The sequence below is a fragment of the Priestia sp. P1_B12_1 genome (assembly GCF_056406695.1).
Window position 1 is genome coordinate 543,257 of the sequence record NZ_JBFTZR010000003.1, and the last position, 14,746, is coordinate 558,002.

19 protein-coding genes and 1 riboswitch are annotated in these 14,746 nt (G+C 38.7%); of the genes, 3 read left to right on the forward strand and 16 right to left on the reverse strand.

The window, feature by feature from the left end; genetic code table 11:
* Window positions 1-46: 46 nt before the first annotated feature.
* Window positions 47-934, reverse strand: coding sequence for a 5'-3' exonuclease (locus AC1D0Y_RS13775; RefSeq protein ID WP_028408786.1), 888 nt, complete (start codon window positions 932-934; stop codon window positions 47-49).
* 243 nt (window positions 935-1,177) lie between these two features.
* Between AC1D0Y_RS13775 and AC1D0Y_RS13780 the strand changes: the two genes are divergently transcribed.
* The gene (locus AC1D0Y_RS13780; protein ID WP_016763842.1) at window positions 1,178-1,489 is read left to right on the forward strand and encodes a hypothetical protein; all 312 of its coding nucleotides are present in this window, start codon (window positions 1,178-1,180) and stop codon (window positions 1,487-1,489) included.
* A 50-nt stretch (window positions 1,490-1,539) separates the two neighbouring features.
* Here the strand turns inward: AC1D0Y_RS13780 and AC1D0Y_RS13785 are convergent, their stop codons facing one another.
* Together AC1D0Y_RS13785 and panE are read right to left on the reverse strand one after the other, a co-directional pair.
* Complete coding sequence (locus AC1D0Y_RS13785) at window positions 1,540-2,340, reverse strand: GIY-YIG nuclease family protein (RefSeq protein WP_477707701.1); 801 nt, start codon at window positions 2,338-2,340, stop codon at window positions 1,540-1,542.
* Complete coding sequence (gene panE, locus AC1D0Y_RS13790) at window positions 2,340-3,269, reverse strand: 2-dehydropantoate 2-reductase (protein WP_098432679.1); 930 nt, start codon at window positions 3,267-3,269, stop codon at window positions 2,340-2,342. The genes AC1D0Y_RS13785 and panE overlap by 1 nt, the downstream gene beginning before the upstream one ends.
* Before the next feature lie 254 nt (window positions 3,270-3,523).
* On the opposite strand from panE, the gene AC1D0Y_RS13795 reads away from it, so the two are divergent.
* The gene (locus AC1D0Y_RS13795) at window positions 3,524-4,444 is read left to right on the forward strand and encodes a CobW family GTP-binding protein (RefSeq protein ID WP_098249895.1); all 921 of its coding nucleotides are present in this window, start codon (window positions 3,524-3,526) and stop codon (window positions 4,442-4,444) included.
* A gap of 32 nt (window positions 4,445-4,476) precedes the next feature.
* Here AC1D0Y_RS13795 and AC1D0Y_RS13800 read toward each other — a convergent pair whose 3' ends face one another.
* Window positions 4,477-4,635, reverse strand: coding sequence for a hypothetical protein (locus AC1D0Y_RS13800; protein ID WP_013056708.1), 159 nt, complete (start codon window positions 4,633-4,635; stop codon window positions 4,477-4,479).
* 297 nt (window positions 4,636-4,932) lie between these two features.
* Between AC1D0Y_RS13800 and AC1D0Y_RS13805 the strand changes: the two genes are divergently transcribed.
* Entirely contained in the window at window positions 4,933-5,259 is a 327-nt protein-coding gene (locus AC1D0Y_RS13805) for a MerR family transcriptional regulator (protein WP_013082852.1), read from the forward strand.
* A 91-nt stretch (window positions 5,260-5,350) separates the two neighbouring features.
* On the opposite strand, the gene rarD is transcribed toward AC1D0Y_RS13805, so the two are convergent.
* The 12 genes from rarD to AC1D0Y_RS13865 form a co-directional block, all read right to left on the reverse strand.
* Entirely contained in the window at window positions 5,351-6,277 is a 927-nt protein-coding gene (gene rarD, locus AC1D0Y_RS13810; protein ID WP_013056706.1) for an EamA family transporter RarD, read from the reverse strand.
* 137 nt (window positions 6,278-6,414) lie between these two features.
* A complete protein-coding gene (locus AC1D0Y_RS13815; protein WP_028408791.1) occupies window positions 6,415-6,984 on the reverse strand; it encodes a cob(I)yrinic acid a,c-diamide adenosyltransferase in 570 nt (189 codons plus the stop codon).
* Window positions 6,981-7,406 (reverse strand): bifunctional adenosylcobinamide kinase/adenosylcobinamide-phosphate guanylyltransferase, encoded by a 426-nt coding sequence (locus AC1D0Y_RS13820; protein ID WP_286128195.1) that lies wholly within the window; start codon window positions 7,404-7,406, stop codon window positions 6,981-6,983. Before AC1D0Y_RS13820 ends, AC1D0Y_RS13815 begins: the two co-directional genes overlap by 4 nt.
* Entirely contained in the window at window positions 7,358-7,972 is a 615-nt protein-coding gene (locus AC1D0Y_RS13825; RefSeq protein ID WP_013082848.1) for a histidine phosphatase family protein, read from the reverse strand. Before AC1D0Y_RS13825 ends, AC1D0Y_RS13820 begins: the two co-directional genes overlap by 49 nt.
* Entirely contained in the window at window positions 7,930-8,703 is a 774-nt protein-coding gene (gene cobS / locus AC1D0Y_RS13830; protein WP_136789414.1) for an adenosylcobinamide-GDP ribazoletransferase, read from the reverse strand. The genes AC1D0Y_RS13825 and cobS overlap by 43 nt, the downstream gene beginning before the upstream one ends.
* A complete protein-coding gene (locus AC1D0Y_RS13835; protein WP_272801465.1) occupies window positions 8,700-9,260 on the reverse strand; it encodes a bifunctional adenosylcobinamide kinase/adenosylcobinamide-phosphate guanylyltransferase in 561 nt (186 codons plus the stop codon). The genes cobS and AC1D0Y_RS13835 overlap by 4 nt, the downstream gene beginning before the upstream one ends.
* Entirely contained in the window at window positions 9,257-10,336 is a 1,080-nt protein-coding gene (cobD, locus tag AC1D0Y_RS13840) for a threonine-phosphate decarboxylase CobD (protein ID WP_272801466.1), read from the reverse strand. The genes AC1D0Y_RS13835 and cobD overlap by 4 nt, the downstream gene beginning before the upstream one ends.
* On the reverse strand, window positions 10,311-11,297 hold the full coding sequence (gene cbiB, locus AC1D0Y_RS13845) for an adenosylcobinamide-phosphate synthase CbiB (protein WP_028408797.1): 987 nt from the start codon (window positions 11,295-11,297) through the stop codon (window positions 10,311-10,313). Before cbiB ends, cobD begins: the two co-directional genes overlap by 26 nt.
* 4 nt (window positions 11,298-11,301) lie before the next feature.
* Window positions 11,302-11,910, reverse strand: coding sequence for an adenosylcobinamide amidohydrolase (locus AC1D0Y_RS13850; protein ID WP_028408798.1), 609 nt, complete (start codon window positions 11,908-11,910; stop codon window positions 11,302-11,304).
* A gap of 88 nt (window positions 11,911-11,998) precedes the next feature.
* Complete coding sequence (locus tag AC1D0Y_RS13855; RefSeq protein ID WP_028408799.1) at window positions 11,999-12,958, reverse strand: ABC transporter substrate-binding protein; 960 nt, start codon at window positions 12,956-12,958, stop codon at window positions 11,999-12,001.
* 258 nt (window positions 12,959-13,216) lie between these two features.
* Window positions 13,217-13,349: riboswitch (cobalamin riboswitch) on the reverse strand.
* 90 nt (window positions 13,350-13,439) lie between these two features.
* On the reverse strand, window positions 13,440-13,754 hold the full coding sequence (locus AC1D0Y_RS13860; protein WP_013056696.1) for a thioredoxin family protein: 315 nt from the start codon (window positions 13,752-13,754) through the stop codon (window positions 13,440-13,442).
* 188 nt (window positions 13,755-13,942) lie between these two features.
* Window positions 13,943-14,545 (reverse strand): YpjP family protein, encoded by a 603-nt coding sequence (locus tag AC1D0Y_RS13865; protein ID WP_028408800.1) that lies wholly within the window; start codon window positions 14,543-14,545, stop codon window positions 13,943-13,945.
* Window positions 14,546-14,746: the final 201 nt, after the last annotated feature.

Below are 14,746 nucleotides of genomic sequence, written 5' to 3' on the forward strand. Positions count from 1 at the left end.
GCTTGTTACTCCTTTCTCATGTTCATAAATTGTATTGTACTAAAAATCATGAGCGAATCCTAATGTTTAGTTCTAGACTTTGAATTTCTTTATTCCATCGTTCATAATCATACATAAATGTTAATTCTTTCCAATTCAACATGCTGATTTCTTGAATGTCTATAATAATCTCAGCAAGTTCACGACTAAGCATACCTAGTTCTTTTCCTTCGACCAGCTTTTTTTTGTACCGATTAAAAGCTGGATCTAATTGTTCAATTTGTGCATAAATTTCATGGATAGAGCCATATTGTTGAATAAGAGGCAGTGCGGCTTTTTCTCCTACACCAGGAACGCCCGGAATATTGTCAGATTTGTCACCAAGCAATGCTTTTACGTCCACCCATTGACGAGGATGAATATTGTATTCTTCTTGAAAGTGCTTAAAGCCATAAACAAGATCTCCCACCTGCTTTTTAGCAATAATTTGTGAAATATGTTGATCTAGGAGCTGAAGCAAGTCTCGGTCGTTGCTGTAAATATATCCTGGGCTTTGCTTTTCTTTGCTCCACTTATTTGCCAGTGCGCCGATTAAATCATCTGCTTCATAAGAAGACAATGACATTTGATAAATCCCGACGGTGTCAAAAAACTGCTTTAACGTTTCGTACTGCTGAATCAGCGGCTCAGGCAGCTCTGCTCTTGTTTGCTTATATAGGGCGTATGTATCTTTACGTTTTGTATCCTCGCGCTTAACATCCCAAGCGACGAAAATATGGGTTGGCTCATATTGGTGAATCAATGCATGCATTTTTTGAATCGTTACTCTCAGGGCATTCGTAAATTGGCCCTTACTGTTTCTTGTCAACGCTGCTTCATCTCTGCCATAAGAAGTAGCAAAATAACAGCGGCTTAATAAATTAAATCCATCAATTACTAATAGTGTTTCGTTCACATAGTCACGTCCTTTGAAAACTTTGCTCCTTTCGCTTTTAGAGCAAACATACTATAGCACTTGTTCTTTGCACGCGTCAATGAAGGGCACAAAGCTCAAAACACGCCCATTTTTTTCTCTCAATGTAAATGTAGTATAAAGATGTTAAATTGTTGTTATGATTTATTCGTTTGACTTTTAGAACTTTTGACTATCCTATAAAATGAGGATGAAAGATCAATCCTACAAATGAAGGTGAAAAAAGTGAATAAAAACACGATGATTAAAACATTAAAAGTTATATCTGTTGTGTCGCTTCTCGCTTTGTTATTTATCATTGCTTATGATCGTTCCATGTCTACATCCATGATTATTTTGTTCAGTTCGCTCATTTTCTTTGTATTTGTACTTAGCGACTTTTTTTTCGATCGCAAGCCATGGGGATTAAAAGGCCTTCAATTATATATATCACTGATGTTATTCATCATTGCCATTTTTGAAATGCATCAAGTTGTCAGTTCACTTTGCGTTATTTCCATTATGGCTCTACCAAAAGTTATTGACGAATTAGCTTAAGTGTGAATGATAAATGATAAAATCCATGATCACAATGATCATGGATTTTATTACGTTTTGAGTAATTTTTCAGAGATGCGAAGAGCTTCTTCTATGCCAAATTTACGCACTAAACTGATGGCTTCCTTTATTTCTCGTTTTTTCAAATCATGGGTCGGATTTAAATTTAACAACACTTGAATAACAACTAAATCCCGCATCGTAAACATCATATTCTTTTTCATATCTCGCTGAAATGTATACTGCTCTTTTAAGAGCCGGTCACTTATTGCTAACACTTTCGACTCCGGAAGATGTAGCTGCGCTCCTGCTTCTTGACAAGACCACAATTTTTTCACTCGATCTTCAGCATTCATATTTGCGACTCGTGCATATGTAATATCGCTGTTTTCTTGACGAATCTCTATCTCTTTTAACGTTGGCTTTAGCACCGTTTTTCGCTTGGAGGCTTTTTTCTTATCAACTCCTGTATCCCTGAGGCTTCTACCGTGAACGGTGTAAATGTCGTATTCATTTTCTCTTTTTACATCTTGTTTATTGTATTTTGGAAAATAACCATTTACAAGCATCGTTCTTAGCATATCCAATTCTTTTTTTAATCCATGAACTTCAATATATCCAACAGTATAAATCTCTTTGTGAAATTTTTTTGTGTTGCTAACGCCTTTTCCTGCAACGTGAGCTCTTACTCTTTCTAATAGAGAGCCCGTCGTTGTTCCGATATATAAAAGCCTGCCGGGTTTATCGAAGAAAAAATAAATGCCGGGAGCGGAAGGCAATTGTCCTATTTCTGCTGTACTTAGCAGCTTCCGCAGTACCTGCATGACTGCTAAATCGATTTTTGCTGTCATTATTTTTGATAACCTTTTAACATTTCTTCATACACTTTTAGATGCGTATACACAGTTTGAAGAAGGGGTACTTGTATAGACGATTTTTCAGCTAATGTCAGCAAATATCCTTGAAGGTGGTCTCCTTCAATTTGAGAACTTTTTTCCATATCACGCTGCATCGATGACTTCATGTCATACGTCATTTTGTCCATCGTATTCATATGCTGTTCAATAATCCCTTCAGCTAATGGTGCATCGTATGCCATCATAATATTTTCAACTTCTTTAAAAAGCTCTTGTACGAATTGACGCCCTCCTTTTGCCGCTAGCACTGGGCCAACAGGTGCGCGCATAAGAGTGGTCATGCCTGACATAACCGTAATAAATAAATACTTATGCCACATATCCTGTTCAATATATGAACTTTTTACAAACGAAGCTTTTGTACCACTGAACGCTTGCTCAATCAGTTGTAATCTTTCTGTTTCCTTCTGCTTAAATTCACCAAATACAAGTCTGTGAGCAGGACTCGTCTGGACGACATCTCCATCTTTGTTTAACGTCGTCTCAATAAAGCACAGTCCCCCAATGACTTTTTCTTCCCCAAAAGCTTCTTGTAAAGGACCCATGTGAGCCATACCGTTTAACAATGGTACGACAACTGTCTGATTCCCTATAAAAGGACGCACATCCTCAATTGCTTGTTTAAGATGATAAGCCTTAGTTGTAAACAAAATAACATCATAAGGCTCTTTCATCTCAGATTTTGTAATAGCTTGTACAGGTGAAGTGAAGTCACCGTGTATGCTCTTGATAACAAGTCCATTTTGTTCCAGCTCTTTTTTTCGGCGATCTCTGACAAGGAAAGTCACATCCTCTCCTTTTTCCACAAGCCTGCCTCCAAAGTAACCTCCAACGCCGCCTGCGCCTAAAACTAATATTCGCATAACTTTTGCTCCCCTTTTTCTTTTTCCTTTATTGTAGCACAGCTAGTTTGAAATTTTATAATATTCTTATTTCATTGTGTATTTTGAGTTTTTTACAAAAGATAGCCATAGCGCTTTTAAAGTTGTTATAATGAATACAAAAAAGCATAAAAATTTACTCTTAGATATTTATCCCCTCTTGGATATACTATTTACCAATCTGTAATCGGAAAAATTTCGATTTAAACAATGTTATTTACATAGGAGAGACTGAAATGAAAACAGAAATCTACATTTTATCTGGATTTTTAGGCAGTGGAAAAACAACGTTACTTAAACAGCTGCTTCAGCAAGAAAAAGATCGTAATCGCAACATTGCTGTTGTGATGAATGAGCTTGGCCAAGTTTCGATTGACTCAAATGAAGTAGAAAAAGACACGCCGTTAAAAGAATTGCTAAACGGCTGCGTGTGCTGTACTATTCAAGGTCAATTTGAAACTCAGCTTCATTCACTTCTACAGGAGAACACATTGGATGCTATCTATATAGAAACAACCGGAGTTGCACATCCCATTGAAGTGTTGGATGCCTGTATGTCTCCTCTTTTTGCGCATCAAGTCACGATTAAAAGTATTATCACCACACTCGATGCAACAAGGTGGAAAGAACGTGGGTCCTTAAGCATTCAACTTCAAAAACTTCTTCAAGAACAAGTAAAACATGGGGATGTAATTTTATTAAATAAAACGGACATGCTGTCTGAGGCGGAAAAGTCTTCCCTGCTTTTTGAGGTTCAATCAATTAACGCTCGTGCAATAACATTATTAACGACATTTTCCCGCGTGAAGCTTGACCTGATTCAAAAAGCTCAGCTGTCTCAAAAACAGCCGCACGAGAAGGCTCATGTTGAAGATCATCTTCATTTGAAAACATTTGTATATGAGTTTACAAAAAAAGTGGATCTTGAATTATTTGAAAATTGGCTGCGCCAAATGCCAGATACCATCTATCGTATTAAAGGCTATATGCGCTTTACTCATTCGGATGATACGTATTCGTTTCAATATTCATACGGCATGCCTCTATATATGAAAGAAATGATGAAGCTGCCCACCACTCTTGTCTTTATAGGGGAAAACCTCGACCACGCTCAGATGAAACAAGAATTATTTAATCTTGAACAGCAGTCCAATTAAAAATCCCGCCTAGAGCGGGATTTTTTTATTACTTATAAACAGGCATTTTGTACTCTGCGCAAAATTTCATATGCACGATTTCCGGCTAACTCTGTCAACTCTTCAAATTTTTCATCTCTTTTCAAATCAAGTTCAATAATTTCTTTTGCCAGCTCAATAATCTCTTCTTTTTTCAATTGTTGCACAGCCATTTAAAACGCCCTTCCCTTTTAGAATTTATGTATATTCTCACATTTATTTTCTATTCATCATTTTGAAAGCAAGTGATTAACCACAAGGCTTTATCCTGTATGGTTAACCACTTGGGATCGAGTTAATCATTAGTTTATAGGACTCTTTTCCCTATTTCATTATTTATGTCACTTTTTCTCACATAGTAATTCAAAAATATAACATATATATGTTAGAATGTATTACATGTTATAAATTTTTGTATTTTTTTCCTTTATAATAATAACATACTACTACGTACTCAGGGGTGAGGGAGATTGTCTACGAATGAAGCGTCATATCGAGATAAAAAAGTCATGTCTATTGGGATTGTAAAAGAATTAACCGGTTTATCAGAAAGGCAAATTCGCTACTACGAGAAAAGAAGCCTGCTCTTTCCGGACCGAACCAATACGGGTATCCGGAAATATTCGTTTTCAGACGTCGAACGATTAATGGATATTGCCGATCGCATAGAAGAAGGAGTTCAAACGAGTGAAATACGCACAGAACTGGCCAAAAAAGATGAAGCGAGAAAAATGAAAGAAGTAAAAAACCAAATGCTTCAAGGTCAGTTGAACGCTCATTTCAAGCGGAAGCTATAAAGTATACATACGGTGACTTTCCCGTCTCCGTTTTTATTTCTTTACGGCAGACAAAAAAGCGCATATCTAAAGATATCCGCTTTTTTGTCCGTTAAGCTGAGCGCCCTTTAAAGAATTTCGGCTGATGAGAACTCATGAACTTAGTTTTAGATAAAATGAACATAACCGATCCGCCCCAAATGAACAAAAAGGCAATCATCTCTACGCTAGAAAACGGTTCATGATAGACGAACACTCCTAATAAAAGCGTCATGGTAGGAGCGATGTACTGTAAAAAACCGACCATCGATAGCGGAATAAGCGGCGCTCCTTTAGCAAAATACAGTAGTGGCATAGCTGTAGCGACACCGCCGCCAATTAAAAGAGCGCTCAGATCAAGCGACTGAAGAGAAAAACTTGAAGATCCTTTCACTAAAAGAAAGATAAAATAAATAACAGCAATAGGTGCAACCATCATCGTTTCAATCGTTAATCCTACTTTTGCTTCTAATTGAATAGTCTTTTTTACAAGACCGTACAAACCAAAGCTAAACGCTAAGCTTAATGATACCCATGGGATATGCCCGTATGTAACCGTCATAACGATAACACCTATAGCAGCCAATCCAACAGAAGCACCCTGCCAAAAATTAAGCTTCTCTTTTAAAACGACTATACCAAGCAAAATACTAACGAGCGGGTTGATGTAGTAACCTAAACTTGTTTCAATAATATGATTATGGTTAACCGCCCAAATGTAAACGAACCAGTTGATGCTGATCAGCACTGAAGCCACAAATAAAATGACCGCTTGTTTCGTATTACGAAATAATAAACCAAGCGTCTTCTTTAAAGCACTCATTTGCTTTGTCACAAGCAAAAGTAAAAGCATAAAAACAAATGACCATATGACACGGTGAGCGAGTATTTCATTCGCATTCACTTCGCCAAGAAGCTTCCAGTAAAGCGGAAAAAGCCCCCACATAACGTAAGCGCTGGCTGTATAAACAATACCTGCTCGTTTAGAATCTTGATTCATTTCTCAACCTCTTTTCTTTATCTCTCTGTCTCTTATCATTATAGATGCATTTACCTCTTTTTTATAGCTTTATTTTGCCTATCGAAATAGCTCATAAAAAAAAAACGATCGCTTTTAGCTCGACCGTTTTTTATACCTTATTTTTTAGGCTGTTTAAATACTTTGGCACTGCGAATATACTCTACATCCTGTACATTTTCTCGCGCGTTAGCGATTCGAGCCGCAGCAAAGAAATAATCGGATAAACGATTTAAATACTGAAGCACCGCCGCATTAATTTTATACTCACGCTGTACGCCAACAACAAGCCGTTCTGCGCGGCGTGTAATCGTCCTGCAAATATGAAGCGTTGTCGCTGCAGGTGTGCCTCCAGGTAAAATAAAACGCTCAAGGGCCGGCGCTTCTGACATATAGACATCAATGCGCTTTTCAAGTACTGATATCATGTCGTTTGTTACTTTGTACGGATGATCATCTTTTGCAAATGCTAAATCACTTCCACAGTCGAAAAGCTCATGTTGAATCGTAATTAGCTCTTCTTTTACATCTTTTAATGTTGCTTCATCCAGCTGATAAATCGCTTGACCTACAAAGCCATTTAGCTCATCAATCGTACCGTATGCTTCCACTCGAATATCATCTTTATTTACTCGTCCTCCAATTAAGCTTGTCTGCCCTTTGTCCCCTGTTTTTGTGTAAATGTTCATTGTATTTCCTCCTTCAATCGATTAGCAATTCCGTACCAAATGTGATCTACTTTCTGGGCATGTGCCGCTAAATGCTGATACGCATACCCGCACTCATCTCTCCACTGCCGCTCTGTTGGATCTAAAGGAACAATCCCTTTGCCGACTTCAGTTCCAATCACTATTAACTGTTCCCATACACCGCTGTCTCTCCACTTCTGTATTAACTTTTTAACAACAAGATGCGGAGACTCCAGCTCGCTATGTATTAATTCCTTAACATAGTGCTCAAATCCTTCTAGTACTATGTAACTTTCTTCGAACTCAAACGCTGGTAAAACGGGGTCTTCATACAAACAATGCCATTTTATCGACTCACTGGCATAATGCTGCTTCACCCATTTTCTTTTGCCGGTAAATGCACCGCCGAATACGAAATGCATGCTCTTCTCTCCTTTGCCTGTTTGTATGTACACGCTACTGAAAAACCTTCTCCGTAAGAAAAAGAAACATCCCAAAGCGACGCTGTCTGTTTAAAATGAGATGCAAGTAAACGCAGTGGTCCGCCGTGTGAAACAATAGCAATGTGACGCAATTGCTGACTGGCCGCCAAATCGACCGCTTCTTCCCACGCTGCCCAAACTCGGTTTGAAAAGCTTGAGAAGCTTTCACCATTCGGAGGCGTATGTTCTGTCCAGTGATCAATCCAATTTCTATACGCCCGTATGTTTTTTAAATCTTCATACGTCTTCTCTTCCCAATCTCCAAAATGCAGTTCACGCCAATTTTTACTTTTAACCACCTGAGATTTTGGAAAAACAACTGCACTTGTTTCTAGCGCTCTTTTTAAGTCACTGGAAATAACGAGCTGAGGTTCTAGAAAAAGCTCTTTCAATTCATTTTTCCCTTCTATACTTAAAGGCGGATCACTCCACCCTATATATTTTTTCTGTTGATTTTCAAGCGTCATGCCGTGACGAATACATGTGATAACCAAAGAATTATCCATAAAAACGTTTCTCCTCCTTCAATGGTTGCCCCTATAACATCTCCTGTTACGCCACCAAACTGCGAACGATAAAACCGTATCCACAGCCATAAAAACCCGGCAAAGAAAAGAATAATGAATTTATTGTCCATAAAAACAGCGAAAATAGCAACTAAGAATAGGCTCATGATGATAAATCCATAAATAGACCGTTTGGTGACTCCTTTTTGAAAATAAGCAGCCAGACCCGTATCTTTAGCGGGCTTATCTCTCATCAACAAAAAGGCTGCTCCAATTCTTGGAAGTGTAAAGACTACTAAACATGCCCAAATTGATAAAGAAGAAAGAGACGCTAATTCATAGATCGCACTAAAACGCAGCAGAAGCAGAACCATAAGAGAAAGAATAGCAAAAGACCCAACGTGCGGATCACTTAAAATCTGCAGTTTTTTTTCCTTTGACTGATGAGAAAAATACGCATCGCTTACGTCCATCCAGCCGTCTAAATGAAGACCGCCCGTTAAGATAAGCGGTAAAAGCAAAACTAAAATACTACCAACAATCGTAGTGATAGGTGAAGACTGAAGCAGCTGTAAAAAGCTATAAAACATCAAGCCTAGTAACATACCAATCCACGGCAGCACAAAAAGTGAGCGTGCCGTTCTTTTTTCAGTCCATTGAACGGTTTTAGCCACTGGTAAGATCGTAAAAAACTGGAGAGAAATTCGTAGTATGGCTATCCATTCTTTCATATATCTACACATTCCTTTCCTTTTTTAAAACGATAGATTCCCGCTTCTACACAAATAGACACATCTGCTTTTTCTACAATATACTGATGTAATTTCCCTAACATCTTCATATAACTATATGTGGGCTCTTCTAATACGCCCGCTTCAAACAGTTCATTAGATACTAGCACAACCGTCTGAGACTGCGCAAACAGCTTATCGAGCGTTTCTGTCATATGACGAAAAACCACTTGTTTCCCTTCTTTTGTTTGCCACCTTTTTTCTGTTAAAAAAAGCTCATTGGCAAGCCAGTTCGTGACACAATCCAAAAGTATAGCATCATCACTTTGAAGATTCGGCAGAATTTTTTGTAAATCTATAGACTGTTCGATCGTTACCCAAGGCGTGTTCGCTGCTTGGCGTTCTGTTTGATGAAGCTGGATGCGTTTTTGCATTTCCTTATCTGTTTGCCTGCTTGTGGCAATATAAACAGCACGCTTTGTACAAAAAGTTTGAACCATATTCTCCGCTGCACGTGATTTTCCGCTTCGAACGCCTCCGCTAATAAAGATGATCATATTTCATCAAGTCCTTGTTTGATTACGTTAAGTAAATAGTCATTTTCTTCTTTCGTTTTCACAGCCAAACGGATATAGCGGCCATTTAAAAATGGGAAGTTTTCAGTATGACGAGCTACCACGCCATGGCTTGCTAAATAGACAAGCCATTCGCGCGTTTTAATAGAAGACGGAACACTGCAAAGATAATAGTTTGTCTGAGAAGGAGAAACCAAAAGCCCCCATTCTTTTAGTTGACTCAAGATCCGTTCCCGTTCTTGTTTAATATAATGTACGGTTTCTTTTACAAAATCTTTTTCATCCACACATATCATGCCTACTTGCTGCGACAATCCATTTACACTCCAAGGAGGCTGCTTTTTAGACATCTTGCTGATGATTTTTTCATTTGCCAAAATATAGCCAAGACGAAGCCCGGCAATATTAAACATCTTTGTCATGGAACGCACAACAATGATATGTTCATAATCCAGAATAAGAGAATCAAATGAAGGCTGATATTCGACAAAATCAATAAATGCCTCATCAATCATTAAGTATGTACCATGATGAGCAGCAGCTTTTACTACTTTCATCCATTCCTCATGACTATACATAACGCCCGTTGGATTATTTGGATGGCAAATCCACAGTACTTTTATGGCCGGAAGAATGCTCATAATCAACTCTATATCCCAGCTCCAGCCATTTTCTTCAGCTAAAGGAATGTATGTCACTTCACATCCATAAGCTTTACTTGCCTGTTCATATTCAACGAAAGTCGGCTGTACAATCCCTGCTTTCTCTCCTGAAAATAACGAAGCAATAAGGAAAAACGCTTCAGCGGCACCATTTGTAGGCAACACTTGAGCAGCTGAAACATGATGATGAGCTGCAAGTTTATTTTTCAGCTTCGTTACTTGAGGATCAGGATAACTAAACGCTGCATCCTTGAATTCGTTCCACTTTTCGTGAAGCACAAGGGGAGCCCCTAAAGGATTTGTGTTCACGCTAAAGTCTTTTATATGCGACAAATTCTCGGCCCCTATTGCTTTTAAAAAGACAGTAGGATTAGCTCCATGTGTAGGTAATAGCACTAATAACTCCTCCTAACAAAAAATATAATAACCACGTAGCATAGACCGTCCTTTTCATAATGAAAACAGCTTGTTCAATATGACCGGCTTGCAGGGGAATGAGTGGTTCACCCATTTTTGCACGATTAGATTCTATGCCTTTATATGTATTAAGTCCGCCGAGTTGAATACCTAACAGAGCCGCCACTGCGCTTTCCCCGTATCCGCTATTTGGACTTGGATGCTTCTTAGCATCACGCTTAATCAAACTCGTTACATGCCCAAGAGAATACTGGCTTTTTGCTACATTAACAGCCGTCATCACCACTGCAGTTAACCGACTTGGAATATAGTTTAATACGTCATCGGTTTTTGCACTAAAGTAGCCGAACAGAAAGTAGCGGTCATTTTTGTACCCAACCATCGAATCACATGTGTTAATAGCCCGGTAAAAAAATGCTAGGGCTCCTCCTCCTATAAATGCATAAAAAAGCGGAGCTGTAATACCATCACTTGTATTTTCAGCCACGGTCTCTACCGTCGCTCTGGCAATTTCTCCTTCTGACAAACGATCTGTATCTCGTCCCACAATCATGCTTACTTCATATCTAGCTTTCTCCATATCTCCTAGCTGAAGCGGCTTTTGTACCTTATAGGCAGCTTCGCTTAAAGAACGAGTGGATATAGTAGTCGCAATCATTACGCCTTCTACTAAAACACCTGCTATAAAATGAACTCCGTACAAAGCATGGAGGAACAAAAAGGGAACAACTCCTGCGAGCACAGCCATACTTATCACAAGAAGCAATCCTTTGAATCGTTTTCCTGCACCTGTATTTAATCTGGAATCCATCCAATAAATCCATTTGCCAAACCAGCGAACGGGATGCGGCCAATTTTCGGGGTCACCTATAATTCGGTCAATTAGTAAAGCAATCGTCATGGCCGTCATGTGTGCAATTATCGCTTGTGTAATACTCATTTCTTCACCTCTTTCCCTTAAGTCCCTGCTCTAAGCTTATTTTCACCAGCTTGGCTACCGCTTGCCCTAAAGCGGTCATAGAGCCTGCATATTCATATAATGCTCCTTGCTGAGACGCTGCAACTGAGATGCTGTCCGTAGATGTTCCCGTAGCAATCGTCTTTGTAGCCGGATCTATGACACCCAGCTGTGACAGCGTTTTTGTTTTAGCTTCTGTGGCCGCGATAAAAAGCTGTAAAAACGCTGCATCCGTAAGCGTACCTTCCACGAAAAAAAACATATTAATTGTACCGGGAGAGGAATAGAACGGGACAGCTTCATCAGCTGTAATATCTACTGCGTTTCCTACTCCAGCCGTTATCACGGAAGCTACTCTTACTCCGTAGCCTTCATAACAGTAAACCGCTCTTTCTTTTAACCAAACGGCTGTCATCAACCCTACGATTTGCTCATGGCGCACATTTTCTTTCATCAAATATTGCTCATACTCCAAAGAAGGAGTATCTGAATAATAGTCTTTGTGAACAAATCGATTGTAAAAGGTGTCCGTTTCCGTAATGCCTGTTCCTAAAACCCCTGAGCTGTATGTTTTATAAGAAGTCTCGGTTTTCATGATTAAAAGCTCAGGCCGTTCTTCAATTTTAAGATGTGAAAAGGGACCAATCCCCTTTTCAATTCGAACTGGAATATGGTCCCTCTTCTTATTTATTGTACACCTCAGGGTATACTGCTTTTGCTAAGTCCTCTAAGCCATCTACAATACGAGGTCCTAAGCGATTGATTTTGTTTTGATCAACCTTCTCGATGTTACCCTCTTTTACAGCAGTCATGCTGCTCCAAGCGGGACGCTTCATAATCTCATTTTTGTCTGCATCATACGTTGCGATAATAACGTCAGGGTTTAACTTAACAACTTGCTCTTCAGAAAACTTAACCCAACCCTTTTCACTAGCTGCTACGTTATCTGCACCGATCATAGTAAGCATTTCGTTCATGAACGTACCTTTTCCTGTTGTATAAATCTCAGGAGCTCCTGATACCTCTATCCATACTTTTTTACGATCTTCTTTTGAAATCGTTTTTGCTTTTTTCTCAATTGAAGCTACTTTTTCTTTCATGTCTTTAATTGTTTGATTAGCTTCTTTTGTTTTACCTGTTAATTTACCGATTTGCGTAATAGAATCATAAACCGTATCAAACGTTGTTGAATCTTTTACAACAAATACCGGAATACCCGCACTTTCAATTTGTTTAAATACTTCATCCGAAACGCCCATACTTGAAGCGTGTGCCAGCACTAAATCAGGATTTAAAGCAATAACTTTTTCCGCATTAACGTTCATATCTCCTACCTGCGCTTTTTTCTTTACGCTTTTAGGATAATCATCGTTGCTTGTAACACCGACTAATTCTTTTTCAAGGCCAAGGGCATATACAATCTCCGTATTACTTGGCATTAAGGAAACAATTTTCTTAGGCTGTTTTTTCAACGTGATTTCTTTATCACGCGCGTCTTTTACCTTCACTGGAAATGCAGCTTGTGACGTTTGTTCCGTATCTTGCTTCGTTTTTTTATCACTGTTGCTTTGGTTGCCTGCACCGCATGCAGCAAGTACGATGACTAACAGTGCAATAATGGAATACGAAAGCCATTTTTTCATCTAAATACTCCCCCTATATATTGTTCATTGTGAATACGAAACCTCCACGTTAAAGAAAAAGCAAATGATCATGCAAAAAGCAGCGCTATCCCGTTTTTCCGCTTTGACTATGTATACTGCTCGCAGGCAGCTTCAAAATAAAAAAGCTTTACTTTCAATTGAAAGCAAAGCAGGTAACGTCAAGATAAGCAGGAAAAGAATCCGTTCACTATACTTGATATGTATGTTCATTACCCTGCTTCACCCTTCCTCGAAGGTTTCACAGCTAACAATAAGGCAGGTCTCCTGACTTACGCACAGAGCGCTTACAGTGGCGGGACCGCGCTGGTTTTTCACCAGACTTCCCTTTTCACTCAATCTTTAAATTGAGACCTTATTGCTTTACGATTATTCACTTGTCCTAGTATACCCCACTCATGGAAAAATGGAAATAGCCATTCTCACAAAAAAAGCTGCGAGAATGCTCTCGCAGCTTAAGGAATTAAAGAGTTGCTAAAAATTCACGGACCGCTTCAGGCGTTTTAGCATTTGCACTGTGCAAGTGTGCAATTTTTTCACCGTTTTTATATACAAGAAGAGAAGGAATACCCATTACATTGTTTTCAGCAGAAAGTTCTTCAAACTCATCCTTATCAATTTTAAACCATGCTTTATCTGTATTTTCGTCAACGATTTCATCAATGAACATATCCAAACGTTTGCAATCAGGACACCACGTTGTCGTAAAAATCCCAACGCTTAGTGTTTCGTTCTTAATTTGTTCGCGAAATTGTTTTTCTTCCGTAAATTGTTTCATTATGTTACCTCCAACATCTATTCGTTCCTTCTCCCTATTCTATGGTAAGAAGTCTGACTTCATTATAAACGATTTTTTTATCATTGTGCTAATGTTTCAGCTTATTTAGACCATAACGGTTTTAGACGTAAAAAAATGCTAGCTTAAAAAAGCTAACATTTCGAAATCGCAGAATGTTGTGTCTATTATCAGCTAAACCATTTAGGCGGCATGTTTCGGTTCCAATAAATTTTCCCTAAATCATAATGCTTCTGAAAATTATCTGCAGCCGCATGATAGTGAAAATTAAACCAGTATCCATCTTTTGGAGGATTTTCACGCCGTACATGAAATCGTATTAAGTCCTGACCGGTTTCCCGGTCATATACATGGAAAATCTTTTCACCGTAGCCAGCAGCAGGGTGCTCGCTTATCTCGAGATTCTGAATCGACTGTTCACGTTCAGTGCCAATGTCGGTCAGCACTTCTTCAATTTTAGGTAACACTGCTAGACGAAATTCATCTTCAATGACAGGTCCAATTTTTGTTCCGAATTTTTCCACTGACTGTTTTTCAGCTGATTCCATTGCATACGTAACAAATGATGAAACGTCTTCATATTTTGGTTCTTCATATGGCAAATGAATATCTTCTATAACAGCTGTGACAGGAGTTGTTTCTCTTACATACCCTGCTTTATGTTGCTTGTCCGCTTTTGCATCATCAACGTATAAATATTCTGGTGGAGTGACAAGCCCAAATGTAAATACTGTAATAAATACAATTAGCATTCTTTTTATCCATCTAGGCATTCGTATCTTTCCTTTCTCATCTTTTCCCATATGGTCTTTTCATATCGTAAAATTCATTGTTATAACTCACTAGGTATTGTAACATACTTATTAATTTTTTACCTATATTTGCTTATTCATTTATGCTGCCTACGGGCATTCGAAGACTTTTTAGTTAGCACCTTCCTTCTTCTATTTGAGGTTGTCACACCGAGCGGAAAC

Excerpts from the sequence above, each read along its gene's own strand:
- AC1D0Y_RS13860 (WP_013056696.1), bottom strand. The coding sequence starts at position 13,754 with ATGAAACAATTTACGGAAGAAAAACAATTTCGCGAACAAATTAAGAAC.
- AC1D0Y_RS13795 (WP_098249895.1), top strand. The coding sequence starts at position 3,524 with ATGAAAACAGAAATCTACATTTTATCTGGATTTTTAGGCAGTGGAAAA.
- cobS (WP_136789414.1), bottom strand. The coding sequence starts at position 8,703 with ATGAAAGAATGGATAGCCATACTACGAATTTCTCTCCAGTTTTTTACG.
- AC1D0Y_RS13835 (WP_272801465.1), bottom strand. The coding sequence starts at position 9,260 with ATGATCATCTTTATTAGCGGAGGCGTTCGAAGCGGAAAATCACGTGCA.
- cbiB (WP_028408797.1), bottom strand. The coding sequence starts at position 11,297 with ATGAGTATTACACAAGCGATAATTGCACACATGACGGCCATGACGATT.
- AC1D0Y_RS13800 (WP_013056708.1), bottom strand. The coding sequence starts at position 4,635 with ATGGCTGTGCAACAATTGAAAAAAGAAGAGATTATTGAGCTGGCAAAA.
- AC1D0Y_RS13850 (WP_028408798.1), bottom strand. The coding sequence starts at position 11,910 with ATGAAAACCGAGACTTCTTATAAAACATACAGCTCAGGGGTTTTAGGA.
- panE (WP_098432679.1), bottom strand. The coding sequence starts at position 3,269 with ATGCGAATATTAGTTTTAGGCGCAGGCGGCGTTGGAGGTTACTTTGGA.
- AC1D0Y_RS13825 (WP_013082848.1), bottom strand. The coding sequence starts at position 7,972 with ATGGATAATTCTTTGGTTATCACATGTATTCGTCACGGCATGACGCTT.
- AC1D0Y_RS13785 (WP_477707701.1), bottom strand. The coding sequence starts at position 2,340 with ATGACAGCAAAAATCGATTTAGCAGTCATGCAGGTACTGCGGAAGCTG.
- rarD (WP_013056706.1), bottom strand. The coding sequence starts at position 6,277 with ATGAATCAAGATTCTAAACGAGCAGGTATTGTTTATACAGCCAGCGCT.
- AC1D0Y_RS13815 (WP_028408791.1), bottom strand. The coding sequence starts at position 6,984 with ATGAACATTTACACAAAAACAGGGGACAAAGGGCAGACAAGCTTAATT.
- AC1D0Y_RS13865 (WP_028408800.1), bottom strand. The coding sequence starts at position 14,545 with ATGCCTAGATGGATAAAAAGAATGCTAATTGTATTTATTACAGTATTT.
- AC1D0Y_RS13855 (WP_028408799.1), bottom strand. The coding sequence starts at position 12,958 with ATGAAAAAATGGCTTTCGTATTCCATTATTGCACTGTTAGTCATCGTA.
- AC1D0Y_RS13820 (WP_286128195.1), bottom strand. The coding sequence starts at position 7,406 with ATGCATTTCGTATTCGGCGGTGCATTTACCGGCAAAAGAAAATGGGTG.